Source organism: Chitinibacter sp. SCUT-21 (assembly GCA_041874755.1).
In the GTDB taxonomy this organism is placed as follows: Bacteria; Pseudomonadota; Gammaproteobacteria; order Burkholderiales; family Chitinibacteraceae; genus Chitinibacter.
Genome location: CP102611.1, coordinates 176,575 through 196,578 on the forward strand (window position 1 = coordinate 176,575; position 20,004 = coordinate 196,578).

The window sequence follows — 20,004 nt, forward strand, 5'->3', positions numbered from 1 at the left end:
TGTGCCTTGTATATCCACTAAGGCTATATGGTTATTGCATTTTGAGGTGATACCCCCGGGTGTTTGCCGTCGAGGGCTTGTAGCATGGTCGATGGCATTGGGCTTGACGGGCATTTGGGCTAGAATAGTCGACTTTCTTTCAGATCTGTATGGCTGCGGCCATCCAAGTTAAGCTTTGGAGTCTTTAATGTCGTCTACCAGTCTCAAGCAAGCCAATCTGCTCGATGAGTTACAAGCGCGTGGTTTGATCGCACAATGCACCGATCACGCTGCCCTGAATGAACTTTTGGCCAAAGAGTCTGTGACATTGTATTGTGGCTTTGACCCGACCGCAGATAGCTTACATATTGGTTCTTTGGTGCCGATTTTGGTGCTGAAACGCTTTCAGCAATTTGGTCACAAACCAATCGCCTTGGTGGGCGGCGCCACCGGTATGATTGGCGACCCTAGCTTTAAAGCGACTGAGCGCAAACTCAATACGCCTGATGTGATTGCCACTTGGGTTGATAAAATCCGCGCGCAAGTTTCACCTTTTTTAAGCTTTGAAGGCGAGAATGGCGCGATTATGTCGAACAACTACGACTGGTTTGGCGGGATGGGCGCGTTGGAATTTTTGCGCGATATCGGCAAGTATTTCTCAGTCAACCAAATGATCAAAAAAGAAGCGGTGCAGCAACGTATCGCACGTGAAGATCAGGGTATTTCGTACACCGAATTCTCTTACAGCTTGCTGCAAGGCTACGACTTTACCGAATTGAACAAACGCTACGCGTGTAAGTTGCAAATCGGGGGCTCGGATCAGTGGGGCAATATTACGGCGGGTACCGATTTAACGCGCCGTTTGAACCAAGAACAAGTATTCGGTCTGACATTGCCGCTGGTGACCAAGGCCGACGGCACTAAATTTGGTAAAACTGAGTCTGGCACGATCTGGCTCGATGCGAAAAAAACTTCGCCTTACGCGTTCTACCAATTCTGGCTCAATACCGCTGATGCGGACGTGTACAAATTTTTGAAGTACTTCAGTTTCTTGTCGGTCGCGGAAATCGATGCGATTGAAGAAGCGGATAAAACCAGCGGAAAAAAACCTGAAGCGCAGCGTATTTTGGCTGAGCAAGTGACCGCGACTGTGCACGGTGCCGCGGCAGTTGAAGCTGCACAGCGCATTAGCCAAAACTTGTTTAGCGATAGTTTGGCGGCTTTAACGCAAAATGACTTCGAGCAATTGGCGCAAGACGGTATGCCAAGCGTGCAATTGCCAAGCTCAGATAATCAATTGATTGCGACCTTGGTGGCGGCTGGTTTAGCAAAATCAAACTCTGAAGCGCGCACCTTTATTCAAAGCGGCGCGGTGATTGTGAATGGTGCGAAAGTAGATGCGCTTGATTTTACGTTTGGCGATGCAGAACGTTTGTTTGGCCAATACACTTTGATTCGCCGAGGCAAGAAAAATTACGCTTTGGTGTGTTGGAAATAAACTGGGCGGTAGTATTGGTCTGCAAGTGGTATTTTAACAATTCTTGCAGGCAATACCCAATAAAAAACCCCGCAATGGCGGGGTTTTTTATTGGCGTTAATGAGGGGCTTGTGTCTCTTCTCCTTCTGCTGGTTTTTCCCAGCCGCCGCCAAGTGCTTTGAATAATTCAACACGATAGTTTAGTTGGTCGCGTTGCGCGTTGACTAAGCTAATTTGAGCGCCGAAAAGATTGCGCTCAGCATCTAGTACTTCGAGGTAGCTAGAAAAGCCGTTGTCGTAACGCAAATTGGCCAGCTTCAATTGGCGATTGAGGGCGTCAACTTGTGTTTGGTCAGCTTTTACCTTATCGCCAATCACCAGATTTGATGCCAGCGCAGTGCGTGTTTCCGCAAAGGCTGTTTGAATTGCCAGTTGATAAGCCGCCGCGGCTTGACGCTCTCTGGCCTTGGCCTGATCTATTTGTGATGCGGTTAAGCCATTGTCAAATAAAGGCATTGCCAAATTACCCGCAAAACTCCAAGTTCGGGCGCTGCTATTAAAAAGTGCCCCTAGGTCATTGCTTTCGACGCCAAGTAATCCAGTGAGTGAAATGCGTGGCAGGTATGCTGCACGCGCGGCTTGTATTCTGGCTCGGTTGGCACGCAAGCTGGATTCAGCAGCGGCAATGTCGGGTCGGCGTAGCAATAAATCAGAGCCAAGTTCGGCGGGAATGCTTGGTGCAGGCTGAATGTAACCCATGGCTAGGCCACGTGGAATATTATCCTCAATTAGGCTCTTGGGCGATTGACCAATCAAGATGCTTAATGCGCCTTCAGTGCTGGCAATCGCGCGTAATATTTCCGGTAGGCTCGACTGTGCATTAGCCAGCTCAACTTCGGCTTGACGAACATCTAGCTCAGAGGTGACGCCCCCTTTGAAACGTTTGCTTCGCAGGGCGTAGGCTTCTTCACGCGATTTGATGGTGTTCTCGGTGATTTGTCGCTTTGCATCAAGCGCGCGTAAATTAAAGTAGGCTTGCGCTACTTCAGCCGATAATGAGCTAATCGCTGCGTCTTGATTGTACTGTGCGGCAAATAAATCATCTCGTGCGGCCGCACTCAGGTTGCGTACACGCCCCCATATATCGAGCTCCCAGCTCACTTGTCCGACCAACTTGTAGTTCTCAGCGTTGGTATAGGCAGGGTAGCCCAGTTCTTTTGACTGCGTGGCCTGTCCTGCGCTACCGCCAAGGCCGATGCGCGGTAATTGCTCTGATGAAGTGATTCCGAGTACTGCACGCGCTTCATCCACTTTGGCTTGAATCATGGCCAGGTTTTGATTGTTTTTGCGCGCAGCCTCGATCAGTGTCGTTAATGTGGGATCATTAAATTGTGTCCACCATTCTTTTGCGACCACATTTTGTACGGAACTAACCGGTAATTCCGTACTTGGAGGTGTGTAGTCTGGGGTAAAAGCGCAGGCGCTTAGTAAGCCAGCAATACATAAGGAGAGTATTGTTTTAGTCATGTTGTTGTTCTCCTGTCGTAGCCGGTACTGATTTCTCCGAACGTTTCATAATCAAGCGGAAGAACAGGGGGATGAAAAAGATAGCGATAAATGTTGCCGCCAACATGCCGCCAATCACAGGTACGCCCAGTGCTTTACGGCTGGCCGCCCCGGCGCCGCCAGAAATAACAAGCGGAACGCAACCCAAAATAAATGCCAATGAAGTCATGACGATAGGACGGAAACGCAAGCGAGAGGCTTCAAGCGCTGAGTCCAGTAGACTCATTCCTTCCTCGTATTTCATCACAGCAAACTCAACGATCAAAATGGCATTCTTGGCCGCTAGCGCAATCAAAGTGACTAAACCAATTTGGAAGTACACATTGTTGGTTAAGCCAACTGCCCATGTCGCTAGTAGTGCGCCAAATAGGGCGAATGGAACGGCTGTAATCACGGCAAGCGGGAGTGTCCAGCGCTCATACTGCGCAGCCAAAATTAGGAAGACCATTACAATGCCGAAGATAAAGGCCATTGAAGCTGATGAGCCAGCTGACTTTTCCTGGTAGGCAGAGCCTGTCCATTCGAGTTTGTAGTCTTGGCCCATAACCTCTTTTTCAACGTCTTCCATGGCTTTGATGGCCTGACCTGAGCTGATGCCAGGTGCTGGCTGAACCATGATTTTAGCTGCCTGGAAGATGTTAAAACGCTCGGTTAGCTCGGGTCCTACTGAGTTTTTGACATGAACTAAGCTGGTGAGAGGAATCATGTCGCCAGCGGTTGAGCGTACATAAACATTGGCAATGTCTTCAGGTCGAGCGCGGAAATCAGCCTCAGATTGCATTTGAACACGATAGGTGCGCCCAAACTGATTAAAGTCATTCACATAAACCTGACCAAAAGTCGCCTGCATGGTGTCAAACACCGTGTTAATGCTAACGCCTAAAGCTTTCGCCTTTTCACGATCTAGGTCTAAGTAAATTTGCGGCACGTTGGCGCGGAAAGTAGTTGAGACCGAAGAAAATTCAGGGCGTTTTTTTGCTTCCTCAACAAAGCGCTGAACTTCTTTGGCAAACTGCGCTGTGTCTCCGGTGCCCCGGTTTTGTAGGTAACCTTCAAGCCCACCTGTTGTTGACATGCCGCTAATTGCCGGAGGATTGAAAGTGGCAGCAAAGCCATCCTTCAAGCCCATGTAGGCCATGCCTTTAAAGGTTTGCGCGAGCGAGAATGAGTCGTCGCCTTTGCCTTCGCGCTCGGACCAATCTTTGAGTGTAACGAAGGTGATCCCACTATTACTTAATACTGCGCCAGAGAGCATGTCAAAGCCGACAAAAGAGACGACGTTTTCAATGTTTTTGTTCGCCATCAACATCTGATCGTATTGCGCTGAAACGGCCTGTGTGCGTGATAATGAAGCAGCATCAGGCAGCATTACCGCACTAAGCAAGTAGCCTTGGTCTTCGTCAGGGACTAGTGCACCTGGTACTGCTTTGAATAGCAGTACCAATGTCACCACCATTGCGCCAAAAATAGCAAAGGCAATGCCGACGCGGCGATTCAGAAAGGCAACACCACCAACATAGCGGTTTGTTAGGCTGTCAAAACGATCATTAAACCAAACAAAGAATTTAGCTGGTTGATGGTGGGTGTTTTTAAGCAAAATCGCACACAAGGCTGGCGTAAGTGTGAGTGCGACAAGGCCGGAAATGGCAACCGATACCGCAATGGTGATCGCAAACTGCTTGTACATCACACCGGTCATGCCGCCCATAAAGGCTACTGGCAAGAATACCGCACATAGTACCAATACGATCGCCATCACCGGCCCTGCTACTTCCTGCATGGCTAGAATTGAGGCTTCCTTGGCTGAGCATTTTTTCTCCGCCATGATCCGTTCAACGTTTTCTAGAACCACAATGGCGTCGTCGACAACAATACCGATGGCCAGAACCATTCCTAGTAGTGTTAACAGATTGATCGAGAAGCCGAGCATCAGCATGCCGGCAAAAGTACCAATCAATGAGATTGGCACTGCGATACACGGGATCAGTGTAGCGCGGAAATTTTGCAAGAATAAATAAACTACCACAAACACTAAAACCATTGCTTCCAGTAGTGTGTGGATTACCGCTTCAATCGAGACTTTGACAAACTCGGTCGTATCATAAGGGATGCTGTATTCAATGTCGCTAGGGAAGCGCTCTTTAAGAGACTCCATTTTTGCGCTAACCGCGTCTGCGACAGCAACTGCATTGGCCCCTGGCTGCAAATAAATACCCATGGCTACGGCTTGTTTGCCGTTTAGGTTGGCAAGAAGGTCGTAGTCTTTGCCGCCCATCTCAATGCGTGCAACGTCTTTTAGGCGTGTTTTGGCGCCATCCGGTGTTGCGCGAATAATGATGTTTTCAAAGTCCTCGACGCTTTTTAAGCGGCCTTGTGTATTGACCGTGAAGGTGAAGTCGACTTTGCTGGAGGTGGGTTGGGCGCCAATTTTGCCTGCGGCAAATTGCGCATTTTGTTCTCGAATCGCGCTTAAAATATCGGAGGTAGTAATACCCAATTGTGAAATACGATCAGGGCGCAGCCAAACGCGCATTGCGTAGTCGGTGCCGCCAAACATTTGCAGGTCACCAACACCTGGGATTCGCTTGATTTCGTCTACGATATTTAGCAGTGCATAGTTCGATAAGTAGGTCGTGTCGTAGCTACCTTTTGGGGAGCTAAGTGCGATTACGTTCAAGATTGACGTTGATTTCTTTTTGACCGTTACACCCTGCCGTTTCACTTCTTCAGGTAGCTGCGCCATCGCAGCAGAGACTCGATTATTGACGTTGATCGTCGCCTGATCCGGGTCTGTGCCGATTTCAAAGTAAACGTTTAGTGACATTTGGCCATTGGAAGCAGAGCCAGATTGAACATAGATCATGTTCTCTACACCGTTGATCTGCTGCTCTAGCGGTGCCGCGACGGTCTGAGCAATGACGTCTGGTGTAGCGCCCGGGTAAAAAGCTGTGACTGACACTACAGGTGGGGTGATGCCTGGGTATTGTTCAACTGGAAGTGAGCGCATGGCCGCTAAACCAGCGAGCACGATAATAATCGAAATCACGCTGGCAAAAATGGGCCGCTCAATAAAGAATTTAGAAAACATAGAGTCCTCGGCGGATTATTTAGTCGCTTGCACTTGGCTGGCTTGCGAGGCGTTGGCCTGTACTGGTTTTACTGTAGAGCCCGGTTTTGCTTTCATAATGCCTTCGACAATTACAATGTCGCCTTGTTGAAGGCCAGACTCGACTCTAACCATGCCATCCGATTGTGTGCGGCCAACTTTAACGGTGCGCGGGGATACTTTATTGTCTTTGTCGACGGTCATGACCAATTTATCCGCCTGCGATTGAACAATGGCGCGCTCTGGAATCAGGATGGCATTGTTTGCCTTGCCAAAATCTAGATGTAAACGAACAAACTGCCCAGGTAGAAGCTGTGCTTTGGGGTTGCTGAAAATGGCTCGCGCGCGGATGGTGCCCGTTTTGGGGTCGACACGGTTATCAGAGAAGTCGAGCTTGCCAGTCTCTTCGTAAAAGCTGCCATCGGCCAGTTGGATGCGTGCTTTAAGATTCCGTTGATCATTGAGCGTAATTTTCTTACTTTTTTCCAAAGACTCCATGCGCTGTCGGTCCTCTTCAGAGTAAGAGAATGTTACATAGAGGGGGTCTAGCTGTGAAATAGTGGTTAATTTCCCAGAGTCGCCCGCTGTGCTGACTAGGCTACCCTCAGATTGAGCGACTGTGCTGGTCATGCCAGAAATTGGCGCAACGACTTTGGTGTAACCTAAGTTCAATTGTGCTTCGCGAACCTTGGCTTCGGCCGCTTGATGGCTTGCAACAGCGGCGGCGTGGGCTGACATGGCATCGTCGTAGTCTTTGCGGCTGACTGCATTTTCTTTGAATAGTGGAATTATACGGTCTCGGTCAGCGCGTGCTTTTTCTAGTTTTGCGATCTCGATTGATAACCCGCCTTTGGCTTGATCTAGCGCGGCTTTGTACGGTTCAGGGTCGATTTCAAATAGAACTTGACCAGCGCTGACAGATTGACCTTCGATGTAGGTGCGTTTTAGCAAAATGCCATTGACGCGAGAGCGAACTTCGACGTCACGATAGCCGGCTGTTTCGCCAACCATCTCGAAGGACATCGGGGCAGAAGTTGGTTGGACAGTAATGACTGCTACTGGGGCCGGCGGTGGGGCTGGTGGCGCTGCTTTCTCGCCACAAGCAGAGAGAAATAAGGCTGAAGCGACGATTGTTATTGTTTTTAAGGTGGGCGTGTTTGTGCGCGTTGGGGCCATGATTTCTCCGAAGGTTGCGTATTATTCTGAGTCGAATAAAACCAGTGCTTGGTATTTACTTAGATTAACTCATTCGCGACATTTGTTTTCGCGAAGATTACGAAAAATTCTAACCGATGATTGTGACGGAAAAGTACTTTAGAAGATAGTGTAGAAATGCATTTTAGATATTGCTTTCTGAAAATTAAAAAGCCGCCATGAGGCGGCTTTGAAGCTTGATTGCTTGCAGTGGATTAGCAGGTGTGTTGACCGCCATTGATGGCTAAATTGGCGCCAGTCATGAAGCCGGCTACATCTGAAGCAAGATAGCCAATTAGACCTGCGATTTCTTCGGGTTTACCTAGGCGTGCAACTGGAATTTGCGCCACAATTTTATTGCGTACTTCTTCAGGTACAGCCATGACCATGTCTGTGGCGATATAGCCTGGAGAAACTGTGTTAACTGTTACCCCTTTGCGCGCAACTTCTTGGGCCAGCGCCATAGTGAAGCCATGCATGCCTGCTTTAGCTGCGGAGTAGTTGGTTTGGCCAAACTGCCCTTTTTGCCCATTAATCGAAGAGATGTTGATGATGCGGCCCCAGTTGCGATCAACCATGCTGTCAACAAACTGTTTCGATACATTGAAAACAGAATCTAAATTCGTACCAATAACTGCATCCCAATCAGTTTTACCAAGTTTCTTGAAGCTAGCATCTCGAGTAATTCCTGCGTTATTCACCAGTACATCGACAGGGCCTACCGTGTCGGTGATTTTTTGGGCTAGAGCCACGCAGGCGTCAAAATTAGTGACATCGCACTCAAAGGCATGAAATTGATAACCTGCGGCTTTATTCTCATCCAGCCATGCTGCCTCTTTTCCAGGGCGGGAGTATGTTGTTACCACAACGAAACCGTCATCTGCCAGTTTGCGACAAATTGCTGTTCCAATGCCACCCATGCCGCCCGTGACGAGAGCTACTTTTGCCATTCTTGTATATCCTGTATTGATTTATAACTTGCTTGATTTTGGCCTGCTTAAAGCGAAAATGCTTGCGTGAAACATAATTTCAGCTTGCTGATCGTAGCTAGGGGATACCCCTAATGTAAATGCAATTCAATTTCATGGTGTCAGAATGGATACACTTTAAATGTCGCATCGATTAAGAAGTATTTTAATTACGGGCTGCTCGAGTGGCATTGGCTTGGCTTGTGCGCAAGGTCTGCTGAAAAAAGGCTGGCGGGTTTTTGCTTCGGCGCGATCCGCAGAAGATGTTGAGAGATTGAAAGATTTGGGTTTGGCAGACGCTTTGCTTTTGGACGTAGCGGATAGCGAATCTATTTTTTCGGGTGTGCAATGGGTTTTGACGCAAACAGGGGGCAATCTTGATGCCGTATTTAATAATGCGGGCTTTGGTGTGCCTGGCGCAGTGGAGGATTTGAGCCGAGCAGCTATGCGTTATCAATTTGAAACCAATGTGTTTGGTGCAATTGAATTGACTAATCAAGTGTTGCCGATTTTTCGACGACAAGGCTATGGAAGGGTGGTTTTTAATAGTTCGGTGCTTGGATTTGCGGCCATGCCATATCGTGGAGCTTATAACGCTAGTAAATTTGCGTTGGAAGGTTTTGCGGACACCTTGCGTTTGGAGTTGCAAGGTAGTGGTATTTTTGTGTCCTTAATTGAGCCAGGTCCAATTGTTAGTCGCTTTAGGGCTAATGCAGCGGAGCAGTTTTATCGATGGATTAAGCCTGAATTGAGTTTTCATCTGCCGTCCTATCAAGTGATGGACGCTAGATTAAAAAAAGCTGGTCCAGTAGCGCCGTTTACTTTGCCGGAAGAGGCGGTTTTGGAAGTGTTGTTGCGGGCGCTAGAGGTTAAAACCCCTGCTGTGCGGTATCGGGTTACAACACCCACTAAGGTTTTTGCATTTTTGAAGCGAATTCTGTCATCTCGCTTGTTGGATCGTGTTTTGCTCGCGGCGTCAGGTGATGAGCCTGGGTTTTCTTATGGCCGAAAGCGTGATTGAGGTGTTTTTTATTGCTGATGCGGCAAATGCACAGAAATTTTAGTTTGTCCAGAATTGAGATTGAGGCTGTGGTTCAGGTAGAATAGGGGATTCAAACTTGTGCGCTCTTAACATGACCAAGTATATCTTCGTTACCGGTGGTGTTGTTTCATCACTCGGTAAAGGCATTGCCGCTGCCTCTTTAGCCTCAATCCTTGAGTCTCGCGGCCTTAAAGTCACCATGATGAAATTGGATCCGTATATCAACGTGGATCCTGGCACGATGAGCCCAATGCAACATGGTGAAGTATTCGTCACCGAAGATGGCGCGGAAACCGACTTGGATCTGGGCCATTACGAACGCTTTATTACGTCAAAAATGCAGAAGCGAAATAATTTCACGACGGGTCAAATTTATGACTCGGTGCTCAAAAAGGAGCGTCGTGGTGATTATTTGGGCAAAACTGTACAGGTTATTCCTCACATTACTGATGAAATGCGCCTCTTTATCGAGCGCGGTTCGGAAGGTGCTGAAGTCGCTGTCATTGAGGTTGGTGGTACTGTCGGCGATATCGAGTCACTGCCATTTCTTGAAGCCATTCGTCAGATGGGCGTGTTGCTCGGCAAAGACAGCACGTGCTTCGTGCATCTGTCGTATGTGCCATACATTGCAGCAGCTGGCGAAATTAAAACCAAACCAACTCAGCACAGTGTGAAAGAGTTGCGTGAAATCGGTATTCAGCCGGATATCTTGATCTGCCGTGCAGACCGCATGGTGCCTGATGAAGAGCGTCGTAAAATTGCTTTATTCACCAATGTGGCTGAAAAAGCAGTGATTTCATGTCCTGATTTGGATTCGATTTACAAAATTCCTCGCGTATTGTCTGAGCAAGGCATTGACGAGATCATTTGCAAGCAATTTGGTCTTGATTTGCCAAAAGCGAATTTGTCGGTTTGGGATGGTATCGTTGATGCGATCCAAAATCCAAAACAAACCGTCAATATCGCAATGGTTGGCAAGTACGTTGACCTGACTGAATCGTACAAATCGTTGATCGAAGCGTTGCGTCACGCGGGTATTCATACTCGCTCAGAAGTGAAAATTCACTTCGTCGATTCAGAGTCGCTGGAAACTGAAGGTGCGTCTTGCCTGAAAGACATGGACGCGATCTTGGTGCCGGGCGGTTTTGGTAAGCGCGGCGTCGAAGGTAAGATCGTTGCAGTGCGTTTTGCACGCGAAAACAATATTCCATACATGGGTATTTGTTTGGGTATGCAAATTGCGTTGATTGAATTTGCGCGAGATATGGCTGGCATGACCGGTGCGAACTCAACCGAGTTTGATCTGGAAACCGAATTCCCAGTGGTTGCATTGATTGACGAGTGGGTGAATCACGACGGTAAAGTCGAAAAACGTGACGAAAACTCAAATATGGGTGGCACGATGCGTCTAGGCGCACAAGAGTGCCGTCTGGATGCCGGTTCGCTTGCAGCACAAATTTATGGCAATGAAGTCATTACCGAGCGTCATCGTCACCGTTATGAAGTGAACAACTACTACTTGGCGCGTCTTGAAGCGGCTGGCCTGAAAATTAGTGGTAAATCGGTGGGCGCAGAGCAATTAGTAGAAACGATTGAGTTGCCAGAGCACCGCTGGTTCTTCGCGTGTCAATTCCACCCTGAATTTACTTCAACACCACGCGATGGTCATCCATTGTTCAAATCGTATATTGAGGCGGCAATTGCCTACGCGAAAGAAAATGGTCGCGAAGGTCTAAGCTGCTAATCTCACTTGGGGTATTGCCTTCTAGGTAATGCCTCAAGCTATCTTCAGAGCAATACAATTAGGGGTATTTATGAAACTGTGCGGATTTGAGGTTGGGATTGATCAGCCTTTGTTTCTCATCGCCGGCCCATGTGTGATTGAAAGCGAGCAAATGGCGCTTGATACAGCGGGGCAGCTCAAGGAAATTTGTACGGCACTTGATATCCCATTTATCTATAAATCGAGTTTCGATAAAGCCAATCGCTCGTCCGGTAAATCATTCCGTGGTTTGGGTATCGATGAAGGCTTGCGCATTTTATCGGAAGTGAAAAAGCAAATTGGTGTGCCGGTTTTAACCGACGTTCACACTGAAGCTGAAGCGCCGATTGTGGCCTCAGTGGTGGATGTGTTGCAAACCCCAGCGTTTTTGGCGCGCCAAACCGACTTTATCCATGCCGTGTGTGCCACTGGCAAGCCCGTGAATATCAAAAAAGGCCAATTCATGGCGCCTTGGGATATGAAGCACGTAATCGCTAAGGGCAAAGAAGCCAACGGCGGTCTGGATAACTTGATGGTTTGTGATCGCGGTACTTCGTTTGGTTACAACACCTTGGTTAGCGATATGCGCGGCCTGATGACAATGCGTGAAACCGGCTGCCCAGTTGTGTTTGATGCAACGCACTCGGTGCAACAGCCTGGTGGTCAGGGTGATCGCTCAGGTGGTCAGCGTGAAATGGTGCCGGTGCTGGCGCGTGCGGCGGTCGCTTCAGGGATTGCTGGTTTGTTTATGGAAACGCATCCAAACCCATGCGAAGCGCTTTCTGATGGTCCAAATTCAATGCCATTAGGCCGGATCAAAGAATTACTGATTACGCTCAAGGACATTGATCGTGTCGTTAAGGCACACTCCTTGATTGAGCATACTTTGTAATAAAGTTTCTTGACTTGCCTGTTGGAAATGTAATTTTCTAACAGCTAATGTCATAAATATTGTATATAGTCCTTTTTGTCTTCAAACCCACTTAAGGTGTAAAACCCATGAGCGCAATTGTTGAAGTTATTGCACGTGAAATTTTGGATTCTCGCGGCAACCCGACAGTAGAAGCAGATGTATTGTTGGAATCGGGTGTAATGGGCCGTGCGGCTGTACCATCTGGTGCATCGACTGGTGAACGTGAAGCGTTGGAATTGCGTGACGGTGATAAATCACGCTACCTTGGTAAAGGCGTTTTGAAAGCAGTTGAAAACATCAATACTGCAATCTGCGAAGCAATCATTGGTCTAGACGCTGCTGATCAAGCGTTTATCGATCAAACCATGCTCGATTTGGATGGTACCGAAGACAAATCAAGTATGGGTGCGAATGCGATCCTCGCAGTTTCTATGGCAGTTGCAAAAGCTGCTGCAGAAGAGGCAGGTTTGCCACTGTACCGCTACGTAGGTGGTTCAGGCCCTATGGCTCTGCCAGTACCAATGATGAACGTTATCAACGGTGGCGAGCATGCATCTAACAGCTTGGACTTCCAAGAAATCATGATCGTGCCAGTTGGCGCGCCAACTTTCCGTGAAGCTTTGCGTTACGGCGCGGAAGTATTCCACAACCTGAAAAAAATCCTGCACGACAAACACATGCCAACGCAAGTGGGTGACGAAGGTGGTTTCGCCCCTGACGTAGCTGGCCCAGAAGAAGCGCTGGACTTGATCATGGCTGCGATTGAAAAAGCGGGCTACAAAGCAGGTAGCGATTTCCGCATCGCTTTGGATTGTGCAGCTTCTGAATACTACGACAAAGCCAATGGCAACTACGTATTTAAAAAATCTGGCGGCCGCACTTTCACTTCCGCTGAAATGGTTGACTACCTCGAAAGCTTGGTTAACAAATACCCAATCATTTCTATCGAAGATGGTATGGGCGAGCGTGACTGGGATGGTTGGAAAGTATTGACTGACCGTTTGGGTAAACGTGTTCAATTGGTTGGCGATGACTTGTTTGTTACTAACACCAAAATCTTGGCTGAAGGTATCAAACGCGGCATTTGTAACTCAATCTTGATCAAAGTAAACCAAATCGGTTCTCTGACAGAGACTTTGGCGGCCGTTGAGTTGGCTAAACGCAGTGGTTACACCTCAGTAATGAGTCACCGTTCAGGCGAAACAGAAGATTCAACGATCGCTGATTTGGCGGTTGCAACCAACTGCATGCAGATCAAAACAGGTTCATTGAGCCGTTCTGACCGTATCGCTAAATACAACCAAATCTTGCGCATCGAAGAAGAATTGGGTGATGCAGCGGTTTACCCAGGTGTCGGCGCTTTCTATCAGCTGAAAGGCTAATTAGCGTTGTGATCAGGTTGTAATTGCTGGCGATGGTTTCGACGCTGCTGGCAAGCTGTAGTAATATCTAAACCGGGGTGCAAACCCCGGTTTTTTTACATAAATACTCTTGGATAGTGTTTTTTTGATGCGAATTTTAGCGCTAGTACTTGCCGCCTTAATTATTGCTTTGCAGTGGCCACTATGGATTGGCAAGGGGGGGTGGATGCGCGTTTGGCAACTTGATACCCAGCTAACGCAACGGCAGGCGGAAAATGAAAAGATGAAGGAGCGTAATGCTGCTTTAGATGCCGAGGTGCGTGATTTGAAGCTAGGTACAGAAGCAATTGAAGAGCGAGCGCGTAACGAATTGGGTATGATTCGTGGTGATGAAGTATTTTTTCAGGTTTTAGATCGGCCTGAGCAGGCTAAAAATTCATTGATTGGTAGCAGTCCTGTAAAAATTCAGTTAAGGCCGTAACTGTACCGTAACATGTTTGGTATTTCTGCACTCATTTGTCATCTGTTATGCTGCGCCAACTTAGGTTATAGTTAGTCAATCTAAGGAGTTGACCATGGCAGATCTGCAAGTCCCTACACAGCGTAAAACCCTCTATATCCAGCTTGCAGAAGAAATGGAGCAAGCCATCGAATCTGGCGTGTTGCGCGTTGGCGAAAAAATGCCATCGATACGTAAATTATCGGGGCAGCGTCAACTTAGCCTTTCCACAGTGATGGAGGCTTATCGTGAATTGGAAGATCGTGGCTTAATTGAAGCTAGGCCTCAGTCAGGATTCTATGTTCGCCAGAAGCTAAGTATGGCAATTCCTGAAATTACTGCGCCACCTAAAAACCCCTCACATGTATTCATAGATCCATTGCTAACACCGTCGGCTCTGTGGCGAATTAACAAGGAAATACGTGTTGACTTGGGTATGGCGATCTTGTCGCCCAAATTATTTCCCAATCAACAGATTCAGCGGCTTATGTCACAGATCGGTCGCCAAGAGCCGGATTTAATCGCTAATTACGGCGAGTCTCAAGGTGATATTGAATTGCGCCGCCAGATTTCACGTCGATCCCTTTTGTGGGGAGGGCAAGTTGAGGCGGATGAAGTGATTATCACCCAAGGTGGAATCGAAGCGCTCAATTTGTGTTTGCGAGCGGTTACTAAACCTGGGGACGTTGTAGCGATTGAGTCACCTGCTTATTTTGGCTTGCTGCAAATTTTGGAGAGTTTCGAACTCAAAGCGCTAGAAATCCCCACTCATGCCAAAACGGGTATTTCGATCGAAGCGCTTGAGCTGGCTACACGCAATGGTGAAGTTAAGGCGTGTGTTGTTTTGCCTAATTTTGCAAACCCTTTGGGTAGCTTAATGCCCGATGAAAACAAGCAGCGGCTTGTTCAGTTGTTGGAAGAGCGTAACATCCCGCTGATTGAAGACGATATCTACGGTGAATTTTGTTACAGCGGCGATAGGCCAACGCCAGCCAAAGCGTTTGATCGTACGGGCAATGTGATGTTGTTATCTTCGTTTACTAAAATTGTAGCCCCGGGCTTTCGCATAGGCTGGGTTTTGGCGGGTAAATGGCAGAAGAAAATTGAGCAGTTAAAATTTATTAATACCTACTCAACCCCTGTGTTATTGCAACGTACGATTGCCAAGTTTTTAGAGACCGGCGGGTATGATCACCATTTGCGACGCCTGCGAAAAAATTGTGCCGAACAAGTGCAAAATGCCGTTGATGCTATCCAGCGCCACTTTCCTGCGGATACAAGGCTTAATATGCCGCAAGGGGGGTATGTTTTGTGGGTTGAGCTTAATAAAGGAATTGATACAATTACCCTGCTGCAAGAGGCCTTAGCAGAAGGCATAAGTTTTACTCCCGGTTCACTTTTTTCCCCAAGTCACAGTTATCGTAACTGTTTGCGGATATGCTGTGTTGAGCCTTGGACCACACGTCATGAAAAGGCCATTGCAAGGTTAGGGGAGTTAGCTAGGGCTCAATTGCCAGATTTGGTGGTTAAGAAAGCTAATCTTTAAGCGCTTTCATCATGACCTCGCAACTGTTGACATGATGACCTTGAGCTTCGGAGCACGATTGTGAGTAACTCATCATACAAGGTGGGTTGATGCCACGGTCATCAACCCAAACTACATCAAAGTGCTCGCCACACAGCTCGTCAATGGTGCTGCTAATAAACAGCAGACGGTCAACCATGGTCTCAGCTTTGCTGTCGTCATCGGTGGTAAGCGCGTAACTGCCGTTGCTGTATAAGCTGCAGATGATCAGTAGCTGTAATCCTTTTCGTAACATAATGCCTCCTTCGATCAGCGATCAAATGGGCAATATAAAAGCGCCGATCAGTACTTTGACTATCGGCGCTTTTAAATGCGAGAAAAGCTTTATTATTTGAACGTCGTGCTTATGCTGATAAGCGGTGAACGTTATACGGTGGCGGTTTTAATTGTCGGGCGGTGAATGTACTGGTGAATAAAATCAGAGAAGCAATTGCGTGCTTTTTGTAGGGCGGTAGCGGGGCAAAATTGCTCTGATTGAATATTGAAGCGGCTATTGGCAAAAGCCTCAATCACAACGGGATAATCGCTCTTTACTTGCCAGTTTTGCCCGCGCTGTAGGATTACATCATGGCCATCATCGCTTAGCCAAATTGTGCCATGCTCACAGATGATCCATTGTTGTTTGTGTCCGCTCAGGGTAGAGAGGCTGGATTTTGGCAGCTGTATGGCTTGCATGATGATTCTCCTTGGGATCTTGCGTTGCACTGTTCAATGCCAAAAGAATACGCCCCAAAGATTCGGTTTTTAAGTTGCACAACTGTATTGCGATTTAGGGTACAGAGCTGCTTTTAGTGGTAACTGTAATCCTTGTGGGTGGTAGGATCTGTTTTACTTTGGTAGAAAGCTTTTGGTGTGCGCCTATTTTTTGCCTTTACGTAGCGCGCGCAATTCGAACCGTGCAGGATCTATGGCATTGACTAAGCTGCGTTCTATCGGCAAGGGCTCGTTATTTATTTGGCATGCAATAATTTCCGCAGCTAATGCATGCCAGGTAATTCCGCGCGAACCAAAGCCTAGTACGGTATACAAACCGGGCTGCCTAGGCATCTGAAATAATTGATGTATAGCCTCCCTATCGCTGGGTTTATTGAGTGGTGCATGCAAGGCTCCAACTAAGGGAAGGCGATCAAGCGAGTTTGGTCGGGCGCATACCCTTGTGTAGGTTTGTTTTGGCTGTGGCGGTTGTACGTCTGGCAATAAATCAGTTAATGCTGCGAGGTTGGCGTCTCGCGCCGCATCCGTATTGTCATTAATTAAGGCCGCTGCCCCTAAGCTGCGCCAGCCATTCCACGCGGCGGTGAGATAAGCCTTGCCCGAGTAGCTGGGCAGCGCAGAAGCAAACAATTCGGCAGGTACTTGGGTAACGGCACGCCAACTTTCACTGAGTGGCAAATCTGCGTTGCTGATTAGCTGTGTAGCGGCGGTAGCATTGGCAATAATCAGTGTTTTCGTGGTGGCAATGCAGTGGGCATCATGCGAAAAAAGATGCCAACGGTCATTAATAAATTCAATGCATTCTACGTGGGTATTGCCTTGAAAATTAATTAAATTTTGCTCTTTAGCAATATACCCTACACATAGGCTCTTCGGGTTTAGCCAAGCACCCTGCTCAAACCACCATCCGCCGCGGGGCGGGGTTGTGCCAAGCTTTTCGTAGGCTTGTTCTTGATTTAGGTATTGCACAAGTGATGCTGGAAAATGCAGCGTTTGTACAGTTTTTTGCATTAATGTTTCTTGCTCATCGTCTTGGGCTGCCTGAAATTGGCCTGCAAAACCGAACTGCACCAAGTCGGATGATTGCGCCAAGTGCAGCAATTTTTGCCGCGTCAGTGAAAAACCAGCTCGGCTTAAGCGCGCGAGTGCATTGTCATCTTTGCTAAAGGTCGGATGGCACAGGCCGACATGGTTCCCAGAGGCACGCTGCGCAATATCGTGTTCTGCATCCAATATGAGTACAGACCAGCCGCGCTCGGCTAGGCTTGCGGCCGTTGCGCAGCCGGCAATGCCAGCGCCAATGATAATTGCCGACTTTTCCGTAACGATGTATGGCTGTTGTTGCACAATGACGCGCGGCGGTTTGGGGAGGCGCGCGCAGTATCCGATCAGCATTTGCCGTTTGCTGGCAATGTCCACGGCTGTGGAAGTCGTAAAACCGGCCTCATGCAATCCCTCCAGTACATGGCTTGCTATGGTGTAGCTTGCTAGCGTGGTGTCGGCTGTGCACAAACGCCACAGCGCTTTAAAGACCGGCAAACTCCACATCTCTGGGTTTTTGGTCGGAGAAAAACCTGCGAGATAGATCGCATCAACTTTGCCCGAAACCTCATGTAGCATATTGAGCGTATCGCCGAATAATAGCGTTAAGCTAACTTGGCCTTGGTCTAGCCAAATGCGGTGAAATCCAGGGGTTAAATGCGGCCAATGCTCCAGCAGTTGTGCTGAAAGTTCGCTCAGCTCCGGATAGCTCTGATGTAGTTGCTGTAAGCTATCGCGCGTAAAAGGATGGAGCTCTACCGAGATAAAATGCAAGCGCTGGGATCGATGCTCATCATTGCGCCACTTTAGCCATGTGGTCAGAAAATTAAGACCTTGACCAAAGCCCGTTTCAATAATGCTAAAGCAATCTTTGCCTTGCCAGCGCTGCGGCAATTGATTGCCGGCTAAAAAAACGGCTTCGGCTTGCTGTATAGCGTCATGACTGGCGTGATAAATATCGTCAAATTGGCTGGAGTAGAGCGTCTGGCCGTCTGCGGCAAATTCGAGTTGGGCGGGGATAATGGGCATAGACAATCAAGCGGCTTCTTCTCCGTGCGGTCCGCGTAAAAAAGCACGGCGCGCCAGCACGGCAAACAGACCAGAAATAAAACAAATCAACACAAAGCTGCGGTTACCCCAATTAGCGTAGCTCCATTTTAACAGCTCAATGCCGGCGGCAAAAACAACCATATTAAACATGCCTAAAGCAGCGGCGACCGTGCCCTTGCTTTGCTCGCTGGCATACAGCGTTAGGCGGTATAGCGCGGCATTGACCATGCCCATGCCGATGGCTGCAACACCCATAGACCACACCAGCCATAGCCAATTTGCTGGGGCGAGCAGTAAATAGAGTGAGGCGCTTAAACCGGCCATCATCGGGATGGTGCCAAGGCGGATTAAGCGATAAATCGGCACAGAGCTAACAAGCTTGGCGAGTAAAATATTGCCCAAAATAAGACCAGCAAAAACTGGAATTTGCCAAAGGCCGTAAGCTAAAGTGCTCAAGCCTGCCGTTTGCATCAAAATCACAGGCGCGAGCGCAATCCAGCCAAGTAAGGGCACGATATTTAAGCCCAAGGCGAGCCCGCCATAGACAAAGCGGCGATTTTGAAAAACAATTTTATAATCCTGCCACAGCGTGCCCAAGCGCAGCGGGGAGCGATCCATGGGTGAGGTTTCTGGCATTTTTAGCCATAAGCCCACTAGCGACACGGCTGAAAAGAAGGTGACGATAATAAAAATCCAGCGCCAATCGGCAATTTGTAATACCGCAGCGCCAGCCACAGGGCCGATTAAAGGGGCGATTAAAGCGACGTTGGCCATCAAAGCCATGACACGAATGGCCATGACTTCAGTAAAACTCTCCTGTATAGCCGCGTAACCCACGGCGCCAATGAAGCACAGGCCAATACCCTGCAAAAAACGAAACAGTAGAAATATGCCAAACGTATGCGCCCAAATGATGCCAATACTAGCTAAGGTGAAAAAAATGGCGCCACCCAGCATGACTGGTCTGCGTCCAATACGATCCGATAGGGGGCCGAGTAGCCATTGCAAGCTTGCGCCGCCGAGCAAGCACAGCGTCATCGCCGATGGAATAAGAACGGGGTCGGCGCCAAATTCTTTCACCACGGCAGGCATGCCGGGTAAAATCATATCGTTTGAAATATAAGTGGCAAATTCAAATAGAACGAGTGCTATTGGAAAGAGTAAGCTTGTCCACGTGAGCTGAGTAATTGGGGGGGACGATGTCTGCGACATAAACTGCTCGGTTACTAAAGTAGTTATTTTCCAGCAATGAGTCGTGCTTGTCTGGTAAAAATTACAATGCCATGTTTTTTGCTTAAAAATCGCTGAAACATTCTCCCTAAGCTGGTCTGGCTGCGGCATAATCACTTGTATTATTTCAATCAGGTCGCGCATAAAAATGACAAAAACTGAACTCATCGCCATTGTGCATAACTTGGCAAGTATCGAGCACCCAGAATTAACGAAAAAATCGGTGGGCGCTCTGATCGAAACTTTGTCTGAGGTAATCACGGCTACGGTATCCGGTGGCGGCGATGTGACTTTGCCGAATGTAGGCAAAATTGCCCTGAAGTCGCGCGAGGCGCGAGTAGGGCGCAACCCACGTACTGGCGAAGCGGTGCAAATCCCAGCCAAGAAAGTATTGAAATTCACACCGGCCAAAGCCTTGAAAGACGCTGTTGCGATGCCTGCGGCAGAATAATTAAAGTGTTTCAAACAAAAAAACCAGCCTCGGCTGGTTTTTTTATTGTCACGGCAAGGGTGAACC

The 20,004-nt window shown here is 48.2% G+C and carries 16 protein-coding genes; 8 read left to right on the forward strand and 8 right to left on the reverse strand.

Features of this window, described 5'->3' with window-relative positions; translation table 11 throughout:
• Positions 1-187: 187 nt before the first annotated feature.
• Positions 188-1,477 carry a tyrosine--tRNA ligase gene (tyrS, locus tag NT239_00805; protein XGA71414.1) on the forward strand — a complete coding sequence of 430 codons (1,290 nt, stop codon included), beginning with the start codon at positions 188-190 and terminating at the stop codon, positions 1,475-1,477.
• A 96-nt stretch (positions 1,478-1,573) separates the two neighbouring features.
• Here tyrS and NT239_00810 read toward each other — a convergent pair whose 3' ends face one another.
• The 4 genes from NT239_00810 to phbB form a co-directional block, all read right to left on the reverse strand.
• Positions 1,574-2,983 carry an efflux transporter outer membrane subunit gene (locus tag NT239_00810; protein XGA71415.1) on the reverse strand — a complete coding sequence of 470 codons (1,410 nt, stop codon included), beginning with the start codon at positions 2,981-2,983 and terminating at the stop codon, positions 1,574-1,576.
• Positions 2,976-6,110 (reverse strand): multidrug efflux RND transporter permease subunit, encoded by a 3,135-nt coding sequence (locus NT239_00815; GenBank protein XGA71416.1) that lies wholly within the window; start codon positions 6,108-6,110, stop codon positions 2,976-2,978. The genes NT239_00810 and NT239_00815 overlap by 8 nt, the downstream gene beginning before the upstream one ends.
• Positions 6,111-6,125: 15 nt before the next feature.
• On the reverse strand, positions 6,126-7,304 hold the full coding sequence (locus tag NT239_00820; GenBank protein XGA71417.1) for an efflux RND transporter periplasmic adaptor subunit: 1,179 nt from the start codon (positions 7,302-7,304) through the stop codon (positions 6,126-6,128).
• A gap of 233 nt (positions 7,305-7,537) precedes the next feature.
• Positions 7,538-8,272: an acetoacetyl-CoA reductase gene (gene phbB, locus NT239_00825; protein ID XGA71418.1), complete on the reverse strand. Its 735-nt coding sequence runs from the start codon at positions 8,270-8,272 to the stop codon at positions 7,538-7,540.
• A 160-nt stretch (positions 8,273-8,432) separates the two neighbouring features.
• Between phbB and NT239_00830 the strand changes: the two genes are divergently transcribed.
• The 6 genes from NT239_00830 to NT239_00855 all read left to right on the forward strand — a co-directional run bounded on the left by NT239_00830 (position 8,433) and on the right by NT239_00855 (position 15,413).
• Positions 8,433-9,311, forward strand: a complete 879-nt coding sequence (locus NT239_00830; GenBank protein XGA71419.1) for an SDR family NAD(P)-dependent oxidoreductase — start codon at positions 8,433-8,435, stop codon at positions 9,309-9,311.
• A 112-nt stretch (positions 9,312-9,423) separates the two neighbouring features.
• Entirely contained in the window at positions 9,424-11,076 is a 1,653-nt protein-coding gene (locus NT239_00835; GenBank protein ID XGA71420.1) for a CTP synthase, read from the forward strand.
• A 70-nt stretch (positions 11,077-11,146) separates the two neighbouring features.
• The gene (gene kdsA, locus NT239_00840) at positions 11,147-11,986 is read left to right on the forward strand and encodes a 3-deoxy-8-phosphooctulonate synthase (protein XGA71421.1); all 840 of its coding nucleotides are present in this window, start codon (positions 11,147-11,149) and stop codon (positions 11,984-11,986) included.
• A 107-nt stretch (positions 11,987-12,093) separates the two neighbouring features.
• The gene (gene eno, locus NT239_00845) at positions 12,094-13,389 is read left to right on the forward strand and encodes a phosphopyruvate hydratase (GenBank protein XGA71422.1); all 1,296 of its coding nucleotides are present in this window, start codon (positions 12,094-12,096) and stop codon (positions 13,387-13,389) included.
• Between the two features lie 127 nt (positions 13,390-13,516).
• Complete coding sequence (ftsB, locus tag NT239_00850; protein XGA71423.1) at positions 13,517-13,849, forward strand: cell division protein FtsB; 333 nt, start codon at positions 13,517-13,519, stop codon at positions 13,847-13,849.
• Positions 13,850-13,943: 94 nt separating this feature from the next.
• Positions 13,944-15,413 carry a PLP-dependent aminotransferase family protein gene (locus tag NT239_00855; GenBank protein XGA71424.1) on the forward strand — a complete coding sequence of 490 codons (1,470 nt, stop codon included), beginning with the start codon at positions 13,944-13,946 and terminating at the stop codon, positions 15,411-15,413.
• Here the strand turns inward: NT239_00855 and NT239_00860 are convergent.
• The 4 genes from NT239_00860 to NT239_00875 form a co-directional block, all read right to left on the reverse strand.
• A complete protein-coding gene (locus NT239_00860; GenBank protein XGA71425.1) occupies positions 15,403-15,687 on the reverse strand; it encodes a hypothetical protein in 285 nt (94 codons plus the stop codon). The genes NT239_00855 and NT239_00860 overlap by 11 nt on opposite strands.
• Before the next feature lie 131 nt (positions 15,688-15,818).
• Positions 15,819-16,127: a DUF2917 domain-containing protein gene (locus NT239_00865; protein XGA71426.1), complete on the reverse strand. Its 309-nt coding sequence runs from the start codon at positions 16,125-16,127 to the stop codon at positions 15,819-15,821.
• 183 nt (positions 16,128-16,310) lie between these two features.
• Positions 16,311-18,236, reverse strand: a complete 1,926-nt coding sequence (mnmC, locus tag NT239_00870; protein ID XGA72834.1) for a bifunctional tRNA (5-methylaminomethyl-2-thiouridine)(34)-methyltransferase MnmD/FAD-dependent 5-carboxymethylaminomethyl-2-thiouridine(34) oxidoreductase MnmC — start codon at positions 18,234-18,236, stop codon at positions 16,311-16,313.
• Between the two features lie 6 nt (positions 18,237-18,242).
• Positions 18,243-19,469 carry an MFS transporter gene (locus NT239_00875; GenBank protein ID XGA71427.1) on the reverse strand — a complete coding sequence of 409 codons (1,227 nt, stop codon included), beginning with the start codon at positions 19,467-19,469 and terminating at the stop codon, positions 18,243-18,245.
• 166 nt (positions 19,470-19,635) lie between these two features.
• On the opposite strand from NT239_00875, the gene NT239_00880 reads away from it, so the two are divergent.
• On the forward strand, positions 19,636-19,938 hold the full coding sequence (locus NT239_00880; GenBank protein ID XGA71428.1) for an HU family DNA-binding protein: 303 nt from the start codon (positions 19,636-19,638) through the stop codon (positions 19,936-19,938).
• Positions 19,939-20,004 lie beyond the last annotated feature (66 nt).